Source organism: Acinetobacter sp. LMB-5 (genome assembly GCF_001541635.1).
GTDB classification, from domain to species: Bacteria; Pseudomonadota; Gammaproteobacteria; order Pseudomonadales; family Moraxellaceae; genus Acinetobacter; species Acinetobacter pittii.
The window spans coordinates 161,912-183,315 of the sequence record NZ_LRDR01000003.1; the positions used below are offsets into that span (position 1 = coordinate 161,912).

23 protein-coding genes are annotated in these 21,404 nt (G+C 37.5%); 13 read left to right on the forward strand and 10 right to left on the reverse strand.

Annotated elements, in window-relative coordinates; genetic code table 11:
* The first annotated feature begins 70 nt into the window (after positions 1–70).
* The 7 genes from AW165_RS04220 (at position 71) to AW165_RS04250 (ending at position 7,143) form a co-directional block, all read left to right on the forward strand.
* Complete coding sequence (locus AW165_RS04220) at positions 71–601, forward strand: hypothetical protein (RefSeq protein WP_060465047.1); 531 nt, start codon at positions 71–73, stop codon at positions 599–601.
* Positions 588–929, forward strand: coding sequence for a hypothetical protein (locus tag AW165_RS04225; RefSeq protein ID WP_060465048.1), 342 nt, complete (start codon positions 588–590; stop codon positions 927–929). Before AW165_RS04220 ends, AW165_RS04225 begins: the two co-directional genes overlap by 14 nt.
* Positions 930–1,540: 611 nt before the next feature.
* Positions 1,541–2,731, forward strand: coding sequence for a tyrosine-type recombinase/integrase (locus tag AW165_RS04230; protein ID WP_060465049.1), 1,191 nt, complete (start codon positions 1,541–1,543; stop codon positions 2,729–2,731).
* 61 nt (positions 2,732–2,792) lie between these two features.
* A complete protein-coding gene (locus AW165_RS20055; RefSeq protein ID WP_060465050.1) occupies positions 2,793–3,989 on the forward strand; it encodes a DEAD/DEAH box helicase family protein in 1,197 nt (398 codons plus the stop codon).
* 162 nt (positions 3,990–4,151) lie between these two features.
* A complete protein-coding gene (locus tag AW165_RS20060) occupies positions 4,152–4,433 on the forward strand; it encodes a hypothetical protein (RefSeq protein ID WP_228138730.1) in 282 nt (93 codons plus the stop codon).
* Positions 4,430–5,881: a hypothetical protein gene (locus AW165_RS20065; protein ID WP_228138731.1), complete on the forward strand. Its 1,452-nt coding sequence runs from the start codon at positions 4,430–4,432 to the stop codon at positions 5,879–5,881. The genes AW165_RS20060 and AW165_RS20065 overlap by 4 nt, the downstream gene beginning before the upstream one ends.
* A gap of 398 nt (positions 5,882–6,279) precedes the next feature.
* Positions 6,280–7,143 (forward strand): Cfr10I/Bse634I family restriction endonuclease, encoded by an 864-nt coding sequence (locus AW165_RS04250; RefSeq protein WP_060465052.1) that lies wholly within the window; start codon positions 6,280–6,282, stop codon positions 7,141–7,143.
* Here the strand turns inward: AW165_RS04250 and AW165_RS04255 are convergent.
* The 3 genes from AW165_RS04255 to AW165_RS04270 form a co-directional block, all read right to left on the reverse strand.
* A complete protein-coding gene (locus tag AW165_RS04255) occupies positions 7,129–8,223 on the reverse strand; it encodes a DNA cytosine methyltransferase (protein WP_060465053.1) in 1,095 nt (364 codons plus the stop codon). The genes AW165_RS04250 and AW165_RS04255 overlap by 15 nt on opposite strands.
* A gap of 430 nt (positions 8,224–8,653) precedes the next feature.
* On the reverse strand, positions 8,654–9,481 hold the full coding sequence (locus AW165_RS04265) for an ImmA/IrrE family metallo-endopeptidase (RefSeq protein ID WP_060465055.1): 828 nt from the start codon (positions 9,479–9,481) through the stop codon (positions 8,654–8,656).
* Between the two features lie 32 nt (positions 9,482–9,513).
* Positions 9,514–9,843: a helix-turn-helix domain-containing protein gene (locus AW165_RS04270; protein WP_004839890.1), complete on the reverse strand. Its 330-nt coding sequence runs from the start codon at positions 9,841–9,843 to the stop codon at positions 9,514–9,516.
* Between the two features lie 145 nt (positions 9,844–9,988).
* Between AW165_RS04270 and AW165_RS19730 the strand changes: the two genes are divergently transcribed.
* The 3 genes from AW165_RS19730 to AW165_RS04280 all read left to right on the forward strand — a co-directional run bounded on the left by AW165_RS19730 (position 9,989) and on the right by AW165_RS04280 (position 10,882).
* Positions 9,989–10,156 carry a hypothetical protein gene (locus tag AW165_RS19730; protein ID WP_004839892.1) on the forward strand — a complete coding sequence of 56 codons (168 nt, stop codon included), beginning with the start codon at positions 9,989–9,991 and terminating at the stop codon, positions 10,154–10,156.
* Between the two features lie 15 nt (positions 10,157–10,171).
* Positions 10,172–10,351 (forward strand): hypothetical protein, encoded by a 180-nt coding sequence (locus AW165_RS04275; protein WP_004839894.1) that lies wholly within the window; start codon positions 10,172–10,174, stop codon positions 10,349–10,351.
* Between the two features lie 72 nt (positions 10,352–10,423).
* Positions 10,424–10,882: a hypothetical protein gene (locus AW165_RS04280; RefSeq protein ID WP_060465056.1), complete on the forward strand. Its 459-nt coding sequence runs from the start codon at positions 10,424–10,426 to the stop codon at positions 10,880–10,882.
* A gap of 672 nt (positions 10,883–11,554) precedes the next feature.
* On the opposite strand, the gene AW165_RS19625 is transcribed toward AW165_RS04280, so the two are convergent.
* The gene (locus AW165_RS19625; RefSeq protein ID WP_155859630.1) at positions 11,555–11,695 is read right to left on the reverse strand and encodes a hypothetical protein; all 141 of its coding nucleotides are present in this window, start codon (positions 11,693–11,695) and stop codon (positions 11,555–11,557) included.
* Positions 11,696–11,859: 164 nt separating this feature from the next.
* Between AW165_RS19625 and AW165_RS04285 the strand changes: the two genes are divergently transcribed.
* Positions 11,860–12,243: a hypothetical protein gene (locus tag AW165_RS04285; protein WP_060465057.1), complete on the forward strand. Its 384-nt coding sequence runs from the start codon at positions 11,860–11,862 to the stop codon at positions 12,241–12,243.
* A gap of 534 nt (positions 12,244–12,777) precedes the next feature.
* Here the strand turns inward: AW165_RS04285 and AW165_RS04290 are convergent.
* The 4 genes from AW165_RS04290 to AW165_RS04305 all read right to left on the reverse strand — a co-directional run bounded on the left by AW165_RS04290 (position 12,778) and on the right by AW165_RS04305 (position 16,652).
* The gene (locus AW165_RS04290; protein WP_060465058.1) at positions 12,778–13,200 is read right to left on the reverse strand and encodes a GFA family protein; all 423 of its coding nucleotides are present in this window, start codon (positions 13,198–13,200) and stop codon (positions 12,778–12,780) included.
* Between the two features lie 8 nt (positions 13,201–13,208).
* Complete coding sequence (locus AW165_RS04295) at positions 13,209–14,036, reverse strand: SAM-dependent methyltransferase (RefSeq protein ID WP_060465059.1); 828 nt, start codon at positions 14,034–14,036, stop codon at positions 13,209–13,211.
* A gap of 4 nt (positions 14,037–14,040) precedes the next feature.
* A complete protein-coding gene (locus tag AW165_RS04300; protein ID WP_060465166.1) occupies positions 14,041–15,339 on the reverse strand; it encodes an FAD-dependent oxidoreductase in 1,299 nt (432 codons plus the stop codon).
* Between the two features lie 440 nt (positions 15,340–15,779).
* Positions 15,780–16,652: a pirin family protein gene (locus AW165_RS04305; RefSeq protein ID WP_060465060.1), complete on the reverse strand. Its 873-nt coding sequence runs from the start codon at positions 16,650–16,652 to the stop codon at positions 15,780–15,782.
* A 277-nt stretch (positions 16,653–16,929) separates the two neighbouring features.
* Between AW165_RS04305 and ycaC the strand changes: the two genes are divergently transcribed.
* Positions 16,930–17,556: an isochorismate family cysteine hydrolase YcaC gene (ycaC, locus tag AW165_RS04310; protein WP_002052204.1), complete on the forward strand. Its 627-nt coding sequence runs from the start codon at positions 16,930–16,932 to the stop codon at positions 17,554–17,556.
* 6 nt (positions 17,557–17,562) lie between these two features.
* Positions 17,563–18,552 carry a LysR substrate-binding domain-containing protein gene (locus tag AW165_RS04315; RefSeq protein ID WP_060465061.1) on the forward strand — a complete coding sequence of 330 codons (990 nt, stop codon included), beginning with the start codon at positions 17,563–17,565 and terminating at the stop codon, positions 18,550–18,552.
* A 104-nt stretch (positions 18,553–18,656) separates the two neighbouring features.
* Here the strand turns inward: AW165_RS04315 and AW165_RS04320 are convergent, their stop codons facing one another.
* Together AW165_RS04320 and gabT are read right to left on the reverse strand one after the other, a co-directional pair.
* Complete coding sequence (locus AW165_RS04320) at positions 18,657–20,105, reverse strand: NAD-dependent succinate-semialdehyde dehydrogenase (RefSeq protein ID WP_060465062.1); 1,449 nt, start codon at positions 20,103–20,105, stop codon at positions 18,657–18,659.
* Positions 20,102–21,394, reverse strand: a complete 1,293-nt coding sequence (gene gabT, locus AW165_RS04325) for a 4-aminobutyrate--2-oxoglutarate transaminase (protein ID WP_032057184.1) — start codon at positions 21,392–21,394, stop codon at positions 20,102–20,104. Before gabT ends, AW165_RS04320 begins: the two co-directional genes overlap by 4 nt.
* Between the last annotated feature and the right edge of the window lie 10 nt (positions 21,395–21,404).

Sequence of the window (21,404 nt, forward strand, 5' to 3'; positions counted from 1 at the left end):
TATTATCAATTTATTAGTCCCGATGATCTTTACAGGTCATCGGGATTTTTTATTTCTAAGGAATTTCAACATGCAACAACGTGTATTCGACAAAGTGAATCAAACCCTGATCAAAACCTTTATTTGCAACAAGCTTTCTGAACGCTCTAAAGGTCAGTTGCATTATCAACTTTGGCAAGACAATGAGGATTTATCTCTTGGTATTGCTTTGAGCCACAATGAATCATCGGGTGGATTTAGTTCTGAACTGATCAAGGTGAATGACATCCTCAAAACGGTCAAAGAATTATTACTCTCAGGGAAGCCATTCCATGCAACTGCCTTGAAAGGCTTATTCATTGGAAAATCAGTCAACAACCATAGTTTCTTGGGTGCGGTTTTAGTTGATCAACAGGTCATTCGCTTACATCCCCAAACAGCCCGTTTACTGGAAGTGATAGAGGAATATGAACTATGGCTTCTTCGCCTTGAAGAAATGGTAGGTAAAACTGATATTCAAGAGAATATAGTGACTAAGATTCCTGCCAAACGTGGTCCAAAGCCTAAGAATCAATCTATCGAATCCGAAGTTGGGGAAGAAACGCATGATGAAGTGTATTAAGACCAAAGATGATTTATCACATCTAGAGAATGAAACGATTAAGGACAGTATTTCCAATCACATCCTGACTTTAGAGCAACAGTACGATGAACCTTATCAAGCCACCCTACATGGGTGGTTTATTATTTGTGAAGATGAATCTGATTTATCTGAACCACTTGCCAATCTGACCTTTAGCCTTAGCGATAAGCTTCACTTAGGTGAAGTGGAATATGTCGAAAAGAAACAGAACTGGTATGAGGTTTATGTATTGCTCAATGATAATGAAGGAATATTAATCTATGTTCCGAATGACGTATTCGACAATCATTCTTTGACCGCAATCTAAGTCTCCTCCGTGAAACGAAGTAGCCCTCTCTACACACGACTCATAATCTTTGTCAGTTTGATAATGAAGAAATTGTCGAGATAGTTTCAATCAACTTAGCACACCCTACAGGAACTTCGATAAACCATAAAATGGACCTTAAAACTTACGTAGTTTAGGGTCTTTTTTTATTCTTCTAGACCATCCAAGGACTAATGTTCCCTTCCAATAACACGTCAAACGTTTAAGTAGTCCGTCGGTCTAAATGCCAATTGATCAAAAAACAAGCTAACGGAATTTTTTTTGCCCTGGAGTTATAGGGGAAAAAGGGCAAGCACCCGAAACGCCCAGACTTTACAGTAAACCATTGAACTTTCAATATTTTTCGAGTTGAGATATTATCCATCCAGTGTTCAGACCTTTTTAGATTTTAAGGATAAACATCTTCAGGTTTAACAGACACAGTATCTAGATACGACAAGTTGTTCTCGAACTGATTACGTGAGTATAGGAATTATTATGATCACATCAAGTTGTTACAAGAGAAGTTACTGTCTATTTATCTATGTGAGTTTAAATGCTTTTTCACGCACATATTCTTTTTTTGATTGTTAATCAAGAGGATCAAGAATATGGCTAAACTATCTATAAAGGCTTCTAGTCAAGCCCCCGCTCTCAGCGAATTTGAATCTGGCAAAGAATTCGATATTCGCAAGTATCGTCCAGACCTCAAAGTGACTGGATTACGCTTTGTGATTACGGCACAGCATGTCCGTACTCTAGCTCGCTTAACCTTTCAAGGTAAGAAAGTCTCAAAAAGTTTAGGTACATTTTCACATGCTGATTTTGACCAAAACTTAGAAAAACTGGTCTCTCAAATGCAGGGATTTCATCAGCGAATCGCTCAAGGCCTAGCGCCATTCGAAGATGAGGTTAAACCTGCAAATACATTACGTGAGTTTGCTTTAACCATCTATATGCCAAGTGCTGAAATGCGTAAAAAGTCTTATAGGGATGATGAAGCAAAATTACGGATGCATATTTTACCAGTCATTGGAGATTATCCATTTGAAGATATCAATGCTGGAATACTCAATAAGCTATTGACCGAACTACGTTCAAAAGGCTTAACGAATGCTTCGATCAATCGGGTTCGGGCACTGCTCTCTGTCATGTTCAACATGGCAATTAATCATGACTTGATACAGGTTAATCCTGTAAGCAAGGTATCTAAGTTTAAGGAAAACAATCAGATTGAGCGCTATCTCAATGCTCAAGAGATCAAGCGTTTAATGGATGTGCTGAATGCACCGCATCAGCATGGCATAGACAACTTGATTATTGTCGCTATCGTCAAGTTTTTACTGCTTACAGGAGTACGTAAGCGTGAAGCAATGGACATGAAGTGGGCTGATGTTGATCTCACTACAGGTGTTTGGCTTTTAGGTGAAAACAAGTCTGGAAAGGCTCGACGTATTACTTTGAATCAGGATGCACTAGCGATACTGCATTCACTATCACGGCAGCATGTATTTATTTTTGCGAACCCGATGACAGGTCAACCGTTTAACGACATGCGAAAGACTTTTCAACGCATCATGAAAGCTGCCTCGATTCGGAATATCCGAATCCATGACTTAAGGCATAACTTTGCTAGTTTGGCCGTGAACAGTGGCCAAAGTCTATATGTCGTACAACATTTATTGGGTCATGCATCACCACAGACTACCCAACGCTATGCACATTTGCAGTCCAGCACATTGAAACAAGCATCAGAGGATGTTGCTGCTGCCATTCGTGCTCAAAGTAGTCATGCAGCCTAACTAGAAACGTATTAACAAAATTAGAACTGGGTGTGAGCAATTACACCCAAGGAGCCGACTCATGTCTAATGTAAGCACTGTTACCCTAAAACAAGGACAATATTTAAGTGATTTATCAATCTCTATTCCAAAAAATAAGTTTACCCTTATTCAAGCAGGTACTGGGGTTGGTAAAACTACAGCTATTATGGAAGACTGCCCAAAGCTACACCCAATCATTATTATGCTGGTGCCATCGGTTCTAAAAGTAAAAGAGCTAGAGGCAAGCTATGCAGATGCTTCTAGTTCCATTCAGTACCGCTTTTATTATGACAAGAAAAGTCCGACCGAAGATGAACTGAATGAGTTGAATGAACTTGTTGTCGTTGCAACCTATGACAAGATGGAAGCAATTGTGAGTAAGTTATCAATTTCTCAACGTAAAAATGCGTTATTGGTTATTGATGAATGTCATAAGCTCTATGCAGCAGGTAGCTATCGGGATGATGCTATTAACTCCATTATTTTTAGGATTAATCAGAAGAAAGGATTAAAAACGGTCTTATTCTTGACAGCAACATTCACTGATCATTGTTGGAAAACCCTAAAACTACCTCTGGATCAAATTTATAAGGTTGATCTTGAAGAAGTCGATCTTAAGCGTTCCCTAGAAATGCTATTAATCGATAAGGGTAATCAATTTAGTTTCATTCCCTTTGTTGTAGATCACCTCAAGAAAATGCAGGAACAAGGTGTACGCAAGAAAATTATTATCCGTCTCAACAATCGTATCAAATGCGAACGTGTTGCAGCCCTATTAGAAAAGTTTCACAGCGCTCATACGTTAACGATTCATAGCAAGAATAAAGATTCAACTGAGGTCCAAAACTTTTTTACAACCCAAAAAATTCCGAGTGATGTAGATGTTGTGTTTTGTACCTCCATTATGGATGAGGCAGTCAACATCAACAATTTAAGGGATGAGCTTGATTCTGTTTTTGTAGTGGGAACCGATGCCCACCCAGAGGAGTTAGTCCAGTTTCTTGGTCGTTTGCGTAAGACAGCAGTACCTTGTTTTATGGTGAACCATACAGGTATTGAACTCAACCATATCGTAGATATTCGTGCGTTAAAGCAGAAGAAACTAGAGAAGAATGAAAGATTTATTGATCGTTTAACTACAATTGCCAATCTTCTGTCAGAACTTATGGATGAATATCAATTGGATATTGATGAAGTAGGAGAAGAGGTCAAAAGTATCTATAAACGTGTCACTTAACTGAATGAAACTTTTAATGAATTTTCAGGAGCCAAGCTATTTGCTGTGCATTGTGGTAAAGCTGTCCATAACATTGCCAGTATTGCTGCTAATTATTATCGCATGGATAAATCCAACTGTTATTCTAACTTTTATCTGTTCAAAGAACGTATAACAGACCTTTTGCCTACATGCACAGTGAAGCACCGTGTTATTAGCGACTGTACTCTACCGAGCTATATCAAAGAGTTTCTAGACGAAGAGAAGAAAGCCAGTGATGAGGCCTATAAAGCAAGTATAGGCCCAGCATTTGAAATTTTTTTAGATCAAAAAATGAAGTCTAACGTCCAATTCGATTTGGATAGTGAGTTTGATGATATCAGCCCGATTGTGGAGCAAAAAGCCGAAGCAACAGATCAAAGTGCTGCTCCTCCCGATCAGGATAAAAAATCACTGGTGAGATGAATGAAGAGTCTGACCAGAAAACTCAAGCAGAAGAAAATGCCAAGCCAACTCAAGAGGAAATAAAACCACTTAAGAGCGGTATAGCATATCTAAAACAGAAGGGAATGATCTCAAGTCATAAATTAGTTAATGATCAGACGATTGATGAAGAGAATAAAAAAGAAATTTCTCCCTCGCTTCAAAAACTTAAAGAAAAGCTGAAAGCGAAAAAACTGTCATCAAGTGTTGCATGTTCTATTGAGAAGGAAATTAATGATCATTCAGACAATGAGCGGGTTATGGACATTAAAAATGAGTCTGTTGCGATGCAGAATGAAAATGCTGAAACAGAGGATGTTTTTGATGAGGAGGAGGAAAATACTCAGGTAACTGCAAATGTTATCGAAGATTTGAATGAAGATGATGATGGAGCTAATGAAAGTGTTACCGTAGCTTCTTGTAATGAAAATGATGCAGCACATGATGCTACTCAAGAATCCAATCATGGAGCTGACATAGCAAACAATGTTGCGGATGAATCTGGTCATGAAAGTAAAGTAATGGATGTTATCAATGAAGAATCTAGTCATGAAAATGACTTAACAGATAACGTTACCGAAAAATCCTCTAATGAGGATGAAGAAGCAGATGAATCTACTGAGGAAACCAAAACCAACTCTATTCCAGATAATTTATTAAAACTTAGAGATGTCGGTACAAGTATTCTCAATCAACATGAAGAAGATGAGCAATTCATTGAACAGCTTGTAGCTCAATATGATGTCCCCACTCATGCAACCACTGTTGAAATTCTACTGCAAATTGCACAACTGTCTAAGGTAATTGGAAATCTAAACGATATCCATGCGATTATTGAGAAAAAACAATTTAACACTGTCATGGGTGTTGCTAGAGCTTATAAATCAAATATTGTCATGCATTATTTCATTAAGAGGTTTTATCGATATAACCCAGAGCGCTACCTAGACGACGGATTTCAATTAACTCCTGACGATGCAGCCGACGGGCTGTTAAAAGGTTTTAAACAGGTTCAAAAGGAAACTGCTATTCCTTTCAAAAGAGTACTTAAGGATAAACTTGTATCTGGGATTAAAGTAGACCCTAAAACCAAAGAAGTCAGTATCAATCCAAGTAAAGCTGCAAACTTCTTCGCTAAATATTTTTCTGTGAATGATCGTAATGCTAAAAAACCTGCATCACGATATTTAGAATTTACAGGAATCGCTTACGGAAACTATCAATTCCTTGCAATAGCCAAGTATCAGCAGCCCTTTTTAGAACTATCAAATGAGTTCAAATTAGGAGAACGTACCTTTAATCCTGTTACAGGTGCTGTGATCTCAGGACCTGATTCACCTTTAGAGATGATTACTCATTCTGGTCAACCAGATTATTTCGATGAAGATGAGATTCAGAATGAAGGTGAAGGATTAGGTCAGGTGGCTTGATGCTTGTTTTAATCTATTTGGATATGTCAGGCCATCCATTTGATGGCCTTGACCTTTTTCCTACATCTAAGCATCTTGCTAGTGTCTAGACTAGCGGTGCTCACTAGCAGCGCTGTTAGCTGCAGGAAAAAAGATGATGTAGGAGTGAGGGGGAAAATTTGAACCTTTTCTGTTTATCGAGTTTTTTGTTTATTTTCTTCGACTTTATCCACTGGTGAGGTGGTATTTTGCTTTTTACTATTTTTCACTTGAGGGGAAATATTTGAGAGAGGAGATAGTGGAGGCCCAAATCTGTTCTAAACCTATATCCATAGAATTAAGGATATGCTATTCCTAGCTCCGTTCTATAGAATATGAGAAAATATGACTTTATTTAAATACTATTTGGCTTCTTTGCAATGCAAGATATGATTAATAGAAATAGTTCAGGCAAGTATGCGCTAAACCCCAAAGCTGTTTTTATCGAATATATGAAATCAAAAAATAACATCTTTGATTTTTTTATAGGAGATGCATTATCTGAGATTGAAGCTTTAGTTACTGAATTGGCAAAGAATTTAGGAGTTACAATCGATAAAGGTGCCTTTAATAAGTGTAATGGGGATTGGTACGAATGGTTGCTATCAATCAGAGCAATCGAATTTTTTATAACAAACAAACCGAATACTTTATTAATAAATTTGCCTAATATTTCTTCATTTGATGTTATGGCCTTATATAAACCAGAACTATGTGAGTATATTTTTGATCTACGAGAAAAACTAAAAGTAAAGAATGTTAATTTAATTACATCAAATCCTGATTTCTGTATTGTTCGTTTGTCTGATCAAAAAAAGATTGAGTATCTTAATAAATTATCAGATATAAACTTTGGTAACCTTTCATTAGAAATGTTAGAAATAATTGATACTCTTTATAAAGACTTTATTAATTATGCTGAACTAGATGATATAGCAGGATACTTATCTGTAAAAACGTCTCTAAGACCCGATCGCAGATTGCAATTGGCACATGAAGGAAGCTTAATGAAAGCTCTTTATACGCATTTGCAAACAAGAACGTGGACAATAAATCCTAAGGGAATTAAATACTTTGGAGCATCAAAAAAAATTGGGGCTGCTGATAGAGAAGGCTTAAAAACAGTTGCAACTCATTCGATTACAGATGTAAAGAGTTTACCTCAAAGCGCAGTCGATGAGCTCTTTCAAATAAACTCTAAAAGTGAATTGGATATCTGTTTATCTAAATTACTTTATATCTAGCTGTAAAAGAAATTTTTCTATAGTTTGAGCTAACCCTTTTGCTGCTAAAAAAGGAACACCATTACCAATTGTCTTAAACATATCAGTTAAAGTCATGCTAGCAGGAAGCTCAAATTCTTTTGGTAAGGATTGGATTGCCATAGCCTCTGCTGCTGAAAGCCTTCTTGGGTATAAGGGGTGTAAATGTACTTCATTATTTCCATAAGCAGCAGTAGGAGAATAACGATATCTATGCAATCGCTTATAAGATTTTTTGCTTACATCGCCTTCTTTAATTATTTGAAATTTTGCTAAACCACTTCTAGGAGTAAAATGATGTTTACTATTAGGATGGTTTTCGACATCATTTTTGTTAAACCAATATTCAACAGTTAATTTTCTTTGCCAATCATCTATGCTATTCGGTTCAAATAGTTGCTCTCCCATTGTAGAAGGCCAAGGAGATTTCTTTAATACTAATTCTCTATCATGCTTTATCGTGTGTTCCCATGGAAATTTTGAAAGATCAGCACCCAAAGACTTCTTGATGCCAAATAAAAAGATTCGATCTCGATCTTGTGGAGCACCATATTCAATACAATTTGTTAGTCTATCTGTTAAATCATATTCTTTAGATAAAATATCTTTCATACGATCATAAAATTCACGATGTTTTTTAGTTCTCCACAGACCTTTAACATTTTCAAAAACAAAAAAGTCTGGTTTAAACTCTATAATTACTTCAACATAACTTTTGGTAAGCGCACCATTTTCACCATGCTCTCCTTTATTTTTCCCACCTACTGAAAAGTCAGGACATGGCGGCCCCCCAATAAAACCGACTAAAGCCTTTTTCTGAGCAGCTTGGACCTTTTTCAAGAACGGGCCTTTATGTTCTTGAGTAAGTAAATCATTAATATCACCTAAATATTCACCATATTCAGGTTTAGGCATCCCCATTTTTTCACGTGAATATTTATAAGCCTCCATAAATGAAGCTTGATATTCATTAACGAAAGCTACGTTAAATCCAGCTTTTTCAAAGCCTAGATCCAGAAATCCAGAACCAGAAAAAAACGAAAAAATAATAGGTTTGCTCATATAAAAGATAACTTTGACGCATAGGGAGATGATAAATTTTACGCACTTAGTGCGCAAAAAACAAGCTTAAATAAGCTTACACTTAAATTCTGATTTAAGCTTTATCAAAAGCTCATTTTTATAAGCTTTTAACTATTGGAGCAATAGGATTTATCGTAATATAGTTATTAAAATCTTTGATGACAATATTACCTCAACTTTCTAGGGGAAAATCTTTAATGGATGATTTTTCTAAACAACTTCACGTGCTAAAAAAAAGGTTAAACTTCACGCAGCTAGAGATGTGTACAGCCTTATATGGTGTTCCTCATAGGACTTTACAAAGTTGGTTACAGAATGAAAAACTTCCTCCAAATTATGTAAGAAGTTTAATTATTAAACATTTGGAAAACTTACTAAAAGATTAAATTATTTCATTTATATAGTTTAATTATTTTTTAAACCGTGGTGGGTCCCACTGAATGTCCTCATGTTCTTCAATTTCATCATATAAAGTAGTAGTTGTCACAATGGTAAGTATTTTGTCATATGCACCTAATGCTATAGTTTCTTCAATGGCTTTAATACTGTGGTTAGTGTCTACCCACTCATGCAGAAATATTTCTTTTTTTAATGGTTCTGTAGATATAATATTTTTATTAGGGAAAATATTATTCTTAGTGTAACGTTTTGCTCCAAATTTACGCAATTCTTTTGTATCAAATACCGCCTCAATAATACCTTTTGAGCTAATAATTAACATAGCAGGCGTTTCAGTCAATTCAATATAGCGTATAGCAGTTGTAGTTAATGATGTATTAAATATACTAGCTAATCCCTTAATTGCTTCCAATCCATCATTAAATTTATAAATTTCATCTTCAAATAAGTGCTTAGGCATTAATAAGCATGTAGAAAAGTAATCTGCCTCCTTTTCATAGGAGTTTTTACTATTAGTATTAGCAGAAGAAATATGCCACCCGTTACTATCAAAAATATTTTCAGGATGTTCGGGTAAAAAATAATGTCCAAACTCATGTGCAATACTGAACCGCTGATATGGAATATTATTGATGAAGGATGAATAATAAATTAGAAAATTATTACCACTTCTAATTAAAGCCCCAGAAATACCATGCTGATCTACTTCTTGGGTTTGTATTTCTATTCCAACTTTATCTCCCAATTGATGAAGATCAATCTCGTAAGTAGTGAAACCATACTCTTCTCTAACTTGGAAAGCTTGTTGTTCAATAAATTGCTTTGTATTTTTAGACATTATTCTTCATAAAAGTCTTAGAAATAAATATTTTATTTATTTCTAAGTGATTCTGCAAATCTACGAATGGTTTCTCTATCACTTTCTGTCAGATTTTGAAGATCTCTAAATAATGTATCTGTATTTGTACCTTCTAAACTCTCAGATCTTCCTAATAAATAGTCTGTTGATACATCAAGTGCGATGCCAAGTTTTCTCAAATTATCAAAAGAAGGTTTCCTTGCCCCAGCTTCCAAATGTGAAATTGAGGTAGAGGGAATCTTAGATTTTTCGGCTAACTGAGCTTGGGTAAGTTTACGTAATTCCCTTACCTGCTTTAAGCGCTCAGGAAACACATAGGTTTCATCAGATACTGTATTCATAGTTTTATTCTACTAGTTATTTTCTTCCATATCCATAATAACTCGAAAACGAATTTTAATGTTGACGAATTCGACAAGTAGTGTTACTAATATAAACGACAACTATAACTTGTCGAATTCGACAACAACATGCGGAGTTTTTAATATGGCTAAAGCGCCTATCGGAACAAAATGTAAAACTGGTGAACAATGTCCTGAATCAGGAGTTTGGAAACCAGAGGGTTACTCAACAACAGCTCCAATTGCTCGAGGAAATAGATTTCCTCCTTATGCAGGAAAAGCTGTTACTTGGGTTTTAATTCAATACGCGTAAAAGAGGAAGAGAGAAATGAGTTTAAAACCTGGTCAAAGTACTGGTCGTGATGGTGGTATCTACAGAGAACAAGGTCCACGAGGTGGGTTGAGAGATAATTATTCAACAATTCCAGATAGGACAATTGCTCCACCTACCTCTAAACCGAACTCTACTTGGGTTCGTGTAGAACGCACGCCAGATAGCAAACGATGAGTCATCATGGCTAGCAGTCAATAATAGAGTGCTAGCCTTATTTTCAAATAGCGTAGTTTTAGGTAGATACAGATGGATAATGAAAAAGAGATAATCGCAGAAAAAAAATTCTATCAAACCTTGTTGAATTTGATAGTCACCAATTTTACTGTCTTTGCTATATTTTTATTTTCTTTTTCTTACTTATGGAAAATTGCACCTCGTGAATCTAGTCAGTTTGGCTATTATTTAGCAATTATATATACGGTAATCACTTTATTTTTTTACTTTTTCTTATTATATAAAATTTACTATGCAGACTTATCTTCTAGCTTAATGGGTGTAACCAAAAAAGCTGTTGTATTTTTCTCAAGTGCAATCTTTGTAATAGGAATATTCCTCGTACCCACTCTATTTATCCTAGATGGAAAACAGGACAATCTTCATCTACAAAAAAATCAGCCGATAATTACCCATAAGAACGGTATGATTTTTATCAATATACCTAAAGAAGTTAGATCAAAGGTTAAGGTCTATTATGAAGAAGAATAAAACTGGATTCGTAAGTTTTCTTTATCCCCTTGACCTTTTTCCTACATCTAAGCATCTTGCTAGTCTATACAGTGTTGCTCTCTAGCAGCGCTGTTAGCTGTAGCGAAAAAGATGATGTAGAACTGTTGGGGAAAATTTAAGCTTTTTCTGTTTGTTGAATTTTTTGTTAGGTTTCTGCGGCTTTATCCACTGGTATGGTGGTGTTTTGCTTTTTTAGTGATTTATGGGAGATATACCGCTATCACAGTATCCCTATGTCAAACAGTCATGCCGGGCAAGACTCGGTACTGTCTCATTCATTTCGGAACCACTCTACTCTACTGAAGGTCTACTGCGGTACTTCATGAAAAGCATTAGTTTTCTTCAAGTTTCTGGTTACGGTCCATTAATTGTATACCCTAAAAGATGTGGTCTAGTGATGGTCTATCAATCAGTATGCTTGTTATTTTTCTTGAACTTAGCACTCATCATTTTTCAGGAAGTTTTGGTCCCTATTCATCTGTTCCCTTAATTTTCAACACCTTAGTAACTGTGCCACGGTCTTATTGATTCCATTAGAATTTCTATCAAACAATACATTCAATCCATTGTTTTTATTATGAAAAATATAAAGGTTTGTTCGTACTTGTAATCAGTAGGTCCACAGTTCGAATCCGTGTGCCGGCACCATCATCAAACCTCATGAATATTTGATTTATGGGGTTTTTTGTTGTCTGTAATTTTAGGCATAGTATATTCATACTGTTTTGAATGAAGGTATTTACCTAAAATTTTATTATAAACTCGAGCTTCAAAATATTTTTTTAAAACCAATTTATTCTTTTAACAGAAAAATATGCGTTCTTAATTTATAAAAAATATATTTTTAAAATAAGAAATATGAAAAAGATAGCACTATAATGCGCCACCAAATAAGGTCATATAAATAAGACCTATTTTATAAACTTTAATTCATTAAGATACCAATACGGAAAAGTATGAAACTTCGTTTTATTTTACCTGCTTTATTTCTAGCATTCCCTTTAATAACATATGCTCAAGAAACTACATCTCAACTTCAAATTCAAACCACTGCAAACCCACCTATTTGCTTAATTGAGGGTACTCCTTCAGCAGAGCACTATAAATCTATTAAACGTATTAAAGCCGCGAAAGGAACCTATGGTGGTTTTGAAGAAGTAAAACCTAAATTAGCAATCGTTGCTCGTAAATACGGTGCAGATGTGGTGATTAATTATCATCAAAGCCAAAGATTTGGCTTCTGGCCTTGGCGTATTGTTCGCCCAGTACTCACAGGTACTGCTGTGAAATGGAATACACCTTTTAACTGTGCAGCCTTAGGCGGTAAAGAAATTCGTTAATAAGAAATGAAAAAAGCCCAACATCCTGTTGGGCTTTTTTCGTATTTCGTTACTAGGTACACTTCCTGTAATACCTCACGTCCTGATGCTTAAACTTATTATTGTTGTTTTACGTTTCGGAACTTCCTGTTCCTGATGAGTTCATCATAGGCAATTTATCACGTCATAAAAAGACGCCAATTTCCCGAATGTATGTACGAAAAAGCGTACATGGTTCTTTAAATTTAAAACTTGATTGATCTATCATGGAAATAAAAATATGAATTTATAAACAAGTTCTGTTCGTCAATTAAATAAAAAGACGATATAATGAGATTATTACTTTATTTCTAAAATAAATTTAAAATAACAAGGAACGAGATGTTTACTTTGCCATCAAATATTTTTCAGCCCTTAGCGCTCATACTCGCCTGCCTTATTTTCATTGTAAGTAAAATGCCGCAGCTAAAATATAGAAAAACTATATTATTTCTAGCTATTGGTAGCCTTACTTTAGTGATTATTTTAGGAATATTTGGCTTTTTTAATTAAGCTTTATTTCTTGCTCTTCTCTATCATTTTTTCAAAGTGTTTAAGGTTTGGGTTCAACGTATCCCATGCATAGGCTTGGCTCACAAACACCTCTGCTCTAGGCTGATAGAGACTCGGGTCATCAAGCGTACCTGCACGTATTGAAATCATTTCAGGCGCAATTTCAGGTAAGCCAAAAAGCTGAGAACCACACGTCGGGCAAAACGCTCTTTTAATAGCTCGGCCAGAAGATCCCAAAGTCTCAAAATATTTCAGCTCACCACTTACTTTCAATTCAGATTGCTGAAAAAAAGCGATTGGTGCATATGCCGAACCTGTTGCCTTTTGGCAATCTCGACAATGGCAATTAAAGCTATAACGTGGCTCTACTTCGCTTTGGTAGCTCACCGCTCCACATAAACACGATCCTTGATATTTGGCTGACATGGCTCCTCCTATTTTTTTATTGCTGTTATTTGAATATAACGGACATATCCACTTTGGTAGAGTTGCTGGCATAACTTTGCAGTCATTTGAATTTTAAAATTTGCCAACCCTCGGCTATGAGATTGTCCTTGTTGTTTTTGAATATACTCTGAAAAACCTAATAATACTTGTTCAGATAAATCTTCAATTTGAATATCTGTAAAACCTTGCTGCTGCAAAGTCGTTCTTAGTGTTTGTTCAGTTGGTAAAACATCCCAAGCGACATCGGCTGCTTTGAGTAAATAACGATGCTTTTGTTCTTGTAGCATGGTCATGTTTTGGCATGACTTTGCACGCATTAAGTAGTGAAAACCTAATCGACCTTTTGAATTTAAAACTGGAGTGACCGAATCTAGAAATGAATTTAAATGACTGTGGTAAGCCGCATCGATACAGAGCACCACATCGAATGGTTGTTTGAATTCAAATTGTTTTAAATTTAAAAATGAACCACAAAAAATCTGACTTATTTCAGGAATAAGTTTTTGAATTTTATTCACACATTCAGCTTGTAGCTCAACGGCACTCATACTTTTGGGCTGATAGTGTTGTAACCAGTGCAATAAACTCGCGCCCTGTCCGCAGCCTAAATCGAGTAAATAATCTTTTGAATTTAAATTGACAGCTTGTGCCAAATGGTCAGCCAATTGGCGACAAGCTTCAGGGTAGTTTTGGGTATTTTTCCAAAAACCCAAATTTGTCCAAGCTAGTTCTCCATCATCCCCCAAACTTGATGCATCAATTGCATATTTATGAGGAATGAGTCGAGAGAGAGCTGCTCGAACTTTTGTTTTCACAATTTTAGTAACCGAGCTCAGGAGCAACTTCAACCTGAGGTTTTAAACCTACAAATGGTAAAGGAGCACCTAAAATTTCAGCAATGTGCATTGCAGAAGTCACGGCTGACTCTAAAATTGGCAAGCCATCACATGACCATGAACCACAGTAAAATACTTTACGATTTGGTTCTAAATGACGTTGCTGTAGCTCTTTGTTTAAAGCAATTGTTTGCGAGTCTACAACTGCACGCGTTAAGGTCACTTTTGAAATGATTTTTTTAGGATCAATATCAGTCACTGGACGCCAAGTTTGGAATACAGGATTTTTGCCCACAAGTGATGGCTCAACAGCGTTCATCCAAACCGTAAACTGCTGACGCGTAAACTTACGGTCCATCATATAGCTCAGCACTGACCAATCCTTACGGCGTGGTGGCATGACTGTTGCGTCAGTATGAATAACCAAATCACCTTGCTCAAAGCGGAACTGTTTAAGCAGATTCATATCATCTGCAAACTGTTCAGGGTTTAAGAACTCTTCAATCTTAGATGTTGGTGTCGCCACAATAACGCGGTCAAATGTGCCCTTATCGCCCTGCGCATTTTCAACCAGTACTTTTTCGCCTTGTTGCTCAACTTTCTTAATTGCCGAACCGCTATGGATATCAATGCCTTTAATTAAGCTGTCTACAAATGCTGGTGTACCGCCTTTCATACGCAATAGCATGTCGCCATCAGTTAAATGGCGTAAAAACTCAAGAAGGTTTTTTGCAGGCCAGTCACCAATTGTTTTTGGGTTACATGTACAAATGGTATAGAGCACTGGCATCACTACGCCATGCCAGAATACTTCTTCTATGTCGTTCTGATTAATAAATTCAGCGAGAGTAATATCTTGATTTTTAGATTTGAAAAACTGGTGAATCGCAGTTTTTAATTGCAACATCCCTTTCACAAGACGCCAGCCATACTGCTGGATGCCTTTACGGTTATTGATAATCGGGAAATTACCAATACGGCTACGAGATGTGGTTAACCATGTTTCCGTACGATCTTCAAATAACCAGCTACAAGACATATAGGTACGAACTGGGAAAGTTTTAATACCTAAGTGTGCAGCAAGGCTGAGTGTATTTTTCCATAGATGCGGGTTCATAACACGCAATGGCGCATCAATAATCCCACCATCGAACTCAATGCTATGGCTATCCATTCCCCGGCCAGGAAGTGCTTCAAATATCGTGATTGTATGTCCTGCATCTTTCAGAATTCTTGCTGCTGCAAGTCCTGCCATTCCACTGCCAATAATTGCGATATCCAAAATGATGTCCCATTTTTCGAGAATTTTTTTGATTATCACTCATACCCCAAAAAAACACCGTATTAAAAACTACCAGATTTTTATTTTTTGCATCAATTTATATAGAAAAAATTTAAAGAACGCTTCCAAATGATTTTCATAAAATTTTACAAAAGAGGATAAGTGTATAAAAATCTATATTTTTTAAAAATTTAAAAAAATTCTTTTAAATAAAATAAGATAATTTAACTATATTTATATCATTCGTTTTACAAGAAAAACTTTTTGCGGTATCATGGGGTCATAATAATGAGAACTAAATCACACAAAACAATGCCGACACAATAACGATGTCCATCATAAAACTAGAAACTTTACAGCGAAAAAGCCCGCTATTCACACTTGATAGCGGGCTTTTTATTACTTTGTTTTTAAAGGTTCATTAAGCGCAGCTTAGCAATTTATGCTTCTTGCATGATTGAACCGAATTTTCCACGATTAAAGTCATCAATCGCTTCCATAATCTCGGCTTTGGTATTCATGACAAATGGACCATAACCTTCGATTGGCTCATTCAGTGGTTGGCCAGTCAACACTAGGAATTTAGTGTCTTCTTCAGCATTTAGGCTAAACTCAACACCCTCACGAGACAAAATCGCAACGGTTTTACCTTCAAGACGGTTTGTATCATTAATCACAACCGCCCCCTCTAACACCACAACAAGTGTGGTATGCCCTTCAGGTACATACAGGGTATGTTTTTGGCCTTTAGCCAATTTACCATCCCATACGTTTAATGGACTAAACGTCGTTGCTGCACCTTTTGCATCTGCATATTCACCTGCAATCACACGCAAATGACTACCGTGCTCGTCTAGCGCGATGTCTGGAATATCTTTGGCTTCAATCGCTTGATATTTTCCAGGCGTCATTTTTGAATGTGAAGGTAAATTTACCCACAATTGCACCATTTCAAACAGACCGCCATGCTCTGCAAATTCAGGAGAATGGAACTCTTCATGTAACACCCCTGCACCCGCAGTCATCCATTGTACGTCACCAGTTTTAATGGTTCCGCCGCCGCCGCTTGAATCTTTATGAGTTACTTCACCTTGGTAGGCGATGGTCACTGTCTCAAAGCCACGGTGAGGATGTGAACCTACACCTTGCTGTTCAGTTGTTGGCGAGAATGTATAAGGCGCTGCATAATCGAGTAGCAAAAATGGGCTTAGGGTTTGGCCTAAACGGTCATAAGAGAATAGGTTATATACAGGGAAACCATCACCCACCCAATGCATGTGGTTATTTTGATATGCACCAAGAAATTTCTTCATCTGATCTCTCCTATATATGTAGGATTTTCTTGAACTGGTATTGATTTTACGCCTCAATAATTGCAGTTTATAGATCAGGATTAGCAACACATTATTTCATCTATGAGACAATCATAGAATTTAATGTGCTCTTTTTAAGATCGTCCTATTTTTAAAATTCTTAATCCTATTTTTTAGACTTAATCACGACATAAAACTCAACTAGCATAATTTTAGGCAATAACGACCTACTCAATAATTTTTGATTATTTATTTTGATAACACGAGGACATAAAAAATGGCTCAAGATTACGTGCGTTTAGACAAGGATAATGCTGCGGTTCTTTTAGTTGACCATCAAGCAGGTTTACTTTCTTTAGTTCGAGATATCGACCCAGATAAATTTAAAAACAATGTATTAGCACTTGCTGATGCTGCTAAATATTTTAATTTACCAACTATTCTTACCACTAGTTTTGAAAACGGTCCAAATGGTCCTTTAGTTCCAGAATTAAAAGAACTTTTCCCAGATGCACCTTTTATTCCACGTCCTGGTCAAATTAACGCTTGGGACAATGAAGACTTCGTAAAAGCTGTCAAAGCGACAGGTAAAAAACAACTGATTATTGCAGGGGTAGTGACTGAGGTTTGTGTGGCATTCCCAGCTTTATCTGCACTCGCAGAAGGTTTTGAAGTGTTTGTGATTACAGATGCTTCTGGTACTTTCAACGAATTAACGCGTGATGCTGCTTGGGACCGTATGTCAAAAGCAGGTGCTCAGCTGATGACTTGGTTTGGTATGGCGTGTGAGTTACACCGCGACTGGCGTAATGATGTGGAAGGTCTAGGTGCACTCTTCTCAAATCATATTCCTGATTATCGCAACCTGATGACCAGCTATAGCTTTAATACCTCACAAAAATAAGTTCTATTGCCAAGATTAGAGTGCCTTAAGCGCTCTAATCTTAAATTTAAATGGATTGATCGGACATTGATAAGCTCTTTTGATGATTTTTATTATTTTTATTTGGTCGTAAAACACGGCGGTTTTAGTGCGGCTAGTGAAGCCGAAAATATTAGTAAATCTAAGCTCAGCCGACGCATTATTGACCTTGAAAATAAATTTAATGTCAGCCTGATTCAAAGGACAACACGTCATTTTAAGGTGACCGATTTAGGCCAAGAGTTTTATGAGGAATGCTGCAAAGTTATTAGTCAAGTTGAATGTGCAGAAAACGTGTTATTAAAGCAAAAAAGTGAGCCTCAAGGTCTGGTAAAAGTAAGTTGCCCACCTTTAATGATGCATTTTCAAATTAGAAAAATTTTAAATCAGTTTTTAAAAACCTACCCCAAAGTTGAGATTGCTCTTGAGCTAACAAGCCGTCGAGTAGATATCTTGCATGATGACATCGACCTCGCGATTCGGACAAATTTTGAACCGAATGAAGATTCGAATTTAATTGTTCGTGATGTGATTAAAACCGATCATTGTTTGGTGGCTTCGCCTGAATTGTTGCAAGGTCGCATCATTGAACATTATTCAGAATTACAGGACTTTCCAAGTATTAGCTTAGGTACTCAAAAGCAAAATCCTATTTGGCATCTATGCAATATTCGTAATGGTGAAACTGTTGATGTGCCTTATCAACCACGAATAAAAAGTAATGATTTGGCTGGTGTGTATTATGCCGTCATGGATGGTTTAGGCATTGCCGACCTTCCTTTTTTGACCGTCGAATCTGAAATTCGTAAAGGTACGCTTATACATATTCTTCCTGACTGGAAGTCGAATATTGGTACGCTGCAAATGGTTTATGTTTCGAGAAAAGGCCAGCGTCTTGTGGTTGAAAAGCTCATTGAAACGCTGATTGATGAACTCAGGCGTTTGCCTGAAAGTCGTGATGGCTATCTATCGACTTAAAATAAAAAACCGGTCACGAATGGGCATGACCGGTTTTTTGTGAAACATCACATACAGCATAACTGTATGTTTTCGTTCAGAACAAAACGAACTCGCTTTATTCCTTACTCAGATAAGTCTACGCAGAGGTATTTCATTTCGACATATTCTTCGATGCCGAATTTTGAACCTTCACGACCTAGACCTGACTGTTTTACGCCACCAAACGGAGCAACTTCATTTGAAATCGCGCCCGTGTTAATGCCGACCATACCGTACTCAAGTGCTTCACCCACTCGCCATTGACGAGCTGTGCTTTGAGTAAATAAATAAGCAGCTAAACCAAACTCGGTATCATTCGCCATTGCCACTGCTTCATCTTCAGTTTTAAAGCGGAATAGTGGTGCAAGCGGACCAAAAGTTTCTTCTTTAGACACTTTCATGTCTTGCGTTACGCCAGTTAAAACTGTTGGCTCAAAGAATGTGCCGCCAAGTGCCGAGCGTTGACCACCAATACGAACTGTTGCGCCTTTCTCAGTTGCATCTGCAATATGAGACTGAACTTTTGCAATCGCATCTTCATCAATTAAAGGCCCTTGAGTTGAACCTTCTTGACGGCCATCACCAACTTTAAGCTTAGACACGGCTTCAACCAAACGCTCTGCCAATGCATCATAAATACCGTCTTGAACATAAATACGGTTCGCACATACACAGGTTTGACCGCTGTTACGATATTTACTTGCCATAATGCCCTGAACAGCTTGCTCAAGGTTAGCATCGTCAAATACCACAACTGGTGCATTACCACCGAGTTCAAGCGAAAGCTTTTTAATGGTTGGCGCACATTGTTGCATCAAGATACGGCCAACTTGAGTTGAACCTGTGAAGCTTAACTTACGAACAATATCGCTTTCACATAGTGTTTTACCAACTTCAACTGCATCACCACTAATGTTAATTAAAACATCAGCTGGTAAACCTGCCTGTAACGCCAATACTTCAAGTGCGTAAGCTGTTAATGGTGTTTGCTCTGCCGGTTTAACCAACATTGAACAACCCGCAGCAATGGCTGGGCCTGCTTTACGCGTAATCATGGCAGCTGGGAAGTTCCACGGCGTAATTGCAGCTGTAACACCAATCGCTTGTTTAATCACAAGCAGACGTTGATTTGGCAAGGTTGGTGTTAAAACTTCACCATCAATACGGCGAGCTTGCTCGGCAAACCAGCGTATGAAAGATGCTGCATAACCAATTTCACCACGTGCTTCTGCCAATGGCTTACCTTGCTCAGCCGTTAAGATTTGAGCCAGATTTTCTTTGTGCTCAAGCATGAGGTTGTACCATGCCAATAGCACATCAGCACGTGCCAAAGCAGTTTGCTTTTTCCAAGCAGCCTGCGCTTTTGCTGAACGGTTAATTGCGGCTTCAACTCCTGCACGGTCATAGGTTTTTACCCATGCCAAAGTTTCACCTGTAGCAGCATCATTAACTTCGATATAGTCATTTGATGCAGGTGCTTCTAATGAAATATCAGGGTGTTTTAATAAATACTGCAAATCATTTTGAATCATGCAGATTGCTCCATTGCTTTTGCACTACCTGCTTTTAGAGTTGCAAAACCTTGTTTCAAGATATCAAGACCTTGGCGGAATTGCTCAGCAGGAATGGTTAATGGATATAAGAAACGAATTACATTACCGTATTTACCACAAGTAAGAAGTAACAACCCGTTTTCCATTGCATAGTTTTGTACAACTTTTGCTTGCTCAGCTGTTTCAAGTTCTACTGCAACCATTGAACCTAATGCACGAATATCAGTTACGACGTCGCCTGTTGCTTGTTGAATATCTTTAAGGGTAACAACTAACTCTGCACCTAATTCATTTGCACGGTCGCATAAGTTTTCTTCTTCAATCGCATCAATCACAGCATGCGCAGCAGCAACCGCAATTGGGCTACCTGCGTAAGTACCGCCTAAACCACCAGGGTTTGGTGCATCCATCACTTCTGCACGGCCCACAACACCTGAAATAGGGAAACCACCGCCCAAGCTTTTCGCCATCGTAATTAAGTCTGCTTTAGTCTCGTAATAGTTCATTGCAAATAATTTACCAGTACGGGCAAAACCTGATTGCACTTCGTCAGCAACCAATAAAATACCGTGCTTGTCGCAAATTGAACGTAAACGTTTTAAGAACTCAGCTGGCACAACATTGAAACCGCCTTCACCTTGTACTGGCTCAAGCACAATTGCTGCAACATCATGCGGTGCAATATCTTCACTGAAAATATCTTCAACGCTTTCAATTGCCGCGTCTACTGAAATACCTTTAGCAGGCACTGGGTAACGTGCATGGAACACACCCGCTGGCATCACACCGAAATCACGTTTGTAAGGCGCAGTTTTACCTGTCATTGCCATCGTCATGAATGAACGACCGTGGAAACCATTACCAAAAGTGATAATGCCGTGACGACCTGTGTAAGAGCGAGCAATCTTCACCGCATTTTCAACAGCTTCTGCACCTGTTGTGAAAAAAGCTGACTTTGCAGGACCAGCAATTGGTGCGCGTTCATTAATACGCTCAGCTAAAGCGACATAGCTTTCATAAGGTGTTACTTGATAGGCAGTGTGAGTAAATTTAGTAAGTTGCTCAGTCACCGCTGCAATCACTTTAGGGTGGCGATGGCCTGTATTTAAAACCGCGATACCACCAGCAAAGTCGATGAATTGGTTGCCTTCCTTGTCCCAAAGCGTAGCATTTTCAGCTTTTTCCGCATACCACTGACACATCACGCCTACACCACGTGGAGTTGCTTGCTGTTTACGTGCGTTAAGTGCAGAATGTTGATTATCCATTTGATTCCCT

Coding starts and splice junctions, on each gene's coding strand:
- AW165_RS04270 (WP_004839890.1), bottom strand. CDS start 9,843: ATGAATACAGTATCTGATGAAACCTATGTGTTTCCTGAGCGCTTAAAG.
- AW165_RS04275 (WP_004839894.1), top strand. CDS start 10,172: ATGAGTTTAAAACCTGGTCAAAGTACTGGTCGTGATGGTGGTATCTAC.
- AW165_RS04290 (WP_060465058.1), bottom strand. CDS start 13,200: ATGTCAGCCAAATATCAAGGATCGTGTTTATGTGGAGCGGTGAGCTAC.
- AW165_RS04255 (WP_060465053.1), bottom strand. CDS start 8,223: ATGAGCAAACCTATTATTTTTTCGTTTTTTTCTGGTTCTGGATTTCTG.
- AW165_RS04265 (WP_060465055.1), bottom strand. CDS start 9,481: ATGTCTAAAAATACAAAGCAATTTATTGAACAACAAGCTTTCCAAGTT.
- AW165_RS20065 (WP_228138731.1), top strand. CDS start 4,430: ATGAATGAAGAGTCTGACCAGAAAACTCAAGCAGAAGAAAATGCCAAG.
- gabT (WP_032057184.1), bottom strand. CDS start 21,394: ATGGATAATCAACATTCTGCACTTAACGCACGTAAACAGCAAGCAACT.
- AW165_RS04285 (WP_060465057.1), top strand. CDS start 11,860: ATGAAACTTCGTTTTATTTTACCTGCTTTATTTCTAGCATTCCCTTTA.
- AW165_RS19730 (WP_004839892.1), top strand. CDS start 9,989: ATGGCTAAAGCGCCTATCGGAACAAAATGTAAAACTGGTGAACAATGT.
- AW165_RS20055 (WP_060465050.1), top strand. CDS start 2,793: ATGTCTAATGTAAGCACTGTTACCCTAAAACAAGGACAATATTTAAGT.
- AW165_RS04220 (WP_060465047.1), top strand. CDS start 71: ATGCAACAACGTGTATTCGACAAAGTGAATCAAACCCTGATCAAAACC.
- ycaC (WP_002052204.1), top strand. CDS start 16,930: ATGGCTCAAGATTACGTGCGTTTAGACAAGGATAATGCTGCGGTTCTT.
- AW165_RS04250 (WP_060465052.1), top strand. CDS start 6,280: ATGCAAGATATGATTAATAGAAATAGTTCAGGCAAGTATGCGCTAAAC.
- AW165_RS04305 (WP_060465060.1), bottom strand. CDS start 16,652: ATGAAGAAATTTCTTGGTGCATATCAAAATAACCACATGCATTGGGTG.
- AW165_RS04320 (WP_060465062.1), bottom strand. CDS start 20,105: ATGATTCAAAATGATTTGCAGTATTTATTAAAACACCCTGATATTTCA.
- AW165_RS04230 (WP_060465049.1), top strand. CDS start 1,541: ATGGCTAAACTATCTATAAAGGCTTCTAGTCAAGCCCCCGCTCTCAGC.
- AW165_RS04225 (WP_060465048.1), top strand. CDS start 588: ATGAAGTGTATTAAGACCAAAGATGATTTATCACATCTAGAGAATGAA.
- AW165_RS04280 (WP_060465056.1), top strand. CDS start 10,424: ATGGATAATGAAAAAGAGATAATCGCAGAAAAAAAATTCTATCAAACC.